The organism is Corynebacterium spheniscorum (genome assembly GCF_900113445.1).
GTDB classification, from domain to species: Bacteria; Actinomycetota; Actinomycetes; order Mycobacteriales; family Mycobacteriaceae; genus Corynebacterium; species Corynebacterium spheniscorum.
This window is the reverse complement of sequence record NZ_FOPJ01000025.1, coordinates 1-1,534: the sequence shown is the minus strand read 5'-3', so window position 1 is coordinate 1,534 and position 1,534 is coordinate 1. Positions and strand designations below refer to the sequence as shown.

General features: G+C 53.1%; 1 rRNA gene. It reads left to right on the top strand.

The annotated features are described in order from the left end of the window. Positions 1 to 1,534: ribosomal RNA gene (locus tag BMZ01_RS10930) — 23S ribosomal RNA — on the top strand; the annotation flags it as partial.

Below are 1,534 nucleotides of genomic sequence, written 5' to 3'. Positions count from 1 at the left end.
TTAGTACCGTGAGGGAATGGTGAAAAGTACCCCGGGAGGGGAGTGAAATAGTACCTGAAACCGTGTGCTTACAATCCGTCAGAGCCTTAACTTTGTTGGGGTGATGGCGTGCCTTTTGAAGAATGAGCCTGCGAGTCAGCGGCATGTCGCGAGGTTAACCCGTGTGGGGTAGTCGTAGCGAAAGCGAATCCTAATTGAGGGTGTTGTTAGTGGCATGTCCTGGACCCGAAGCGGGGTGATCTACCCATGGCCAGTGTGAAGCGATGGTAAGACGTCGTGGAGGCGCGAACCCACTTAGGTTGAAAACTGAGGGGATGAGCTGTGGGTAGGGGTGAAAGGCCAATCAAACTCCGTGATAGCTGGTTCTCCCCGAAATGCATTTAGGTGCAGCGTTGTGTGTTGCTTGCCGGAGGTAGAGCTACTGGTTGGTTGAGCGGGACTATCATCTTAGCAATGTCAGCCAAACTCCGAATGCCGGTAAGTTGTAAGCATGGCAGTGAGACTGTGGGGGATAAGCTTCATAGTCGAAAGGGAAACAGCCCAGATCGCCGGCTAAGGCCCCTAAGGGTGTACTAAGTGGAAAAGGATGTGGGATCGCGAAGACAGCCAGGAGGTTGGCTTAGAAGCAGCCATCCTTGAAAGAGTGCGTAATAGCTCACTGGTCGAGTGGTTCTGCGCCGACAATGTAGTGGGGCTTAAGTACACCGCCGAAGCCGCGGCAATACATCTTTGTGGTGTGTTGGGTAGGGGAGCGTCGTGCACTTGCGTTGAAGCAGGCGTGTGAATTCCTGTGGAGTGTGTGCGAGTGAGAATGCAGGCATGAGTAACGATTGATAAGTGAGAATCTTATCCGCCGGATGACTAAGGGTTCCTGGGTCAAGTTCGTCTTCCCAGGGTGAGTCGGGGCCTAAGGCGAGGCCGACAGGCGTAGTCGATGGATAACGGGTTGATATTCCCGTACCCGTGTATGCGCGACCATGATGAATCAGTGATACTAACCACCCAAAAACCACATGTCAGCACTTGTGTTGGTGTGTGGTGGATGCGTGGGACCTGATCTGGTAGTAGTCAAGTGATGGGGTGACGCAGGAAGGTAGCCAGGCCACTTATTGGATTGTGGTGTAAGCGTGTGGGGTGGGGTATAGGTAAATCCGTACCCTATTAAACCTGAGGCGTGATGCGTACCCACGTAGTGTGGGGATGTTGGTGATCCTATGCTGTCGAGAAAAGCCTCTAGCGATGTGCATATTCGGCCCGTACCCGAAACCGACACAGGTAGTCAGGTAGAGAATACTAAGGCGTTCGGGTGAACTGTGGTTAAGGAACTCGGCAAAATGCCCCCGTAACTTCGGGAGAAGGGGGGCCATGGCTGGTGTCATATCCTTTGCGGTGTGGTTGCTGGTTGTGGTCGCAGAGAATAGAGGGAAGCGACTGTTTATTAAAAACACAGGTCCGTGCGAAAACGGTGAAGTTGATGTATACGGACTGACGCCTGCCCGGTGCTGGAAGGTTAAGAGGACCTGTTAGGCCCCTT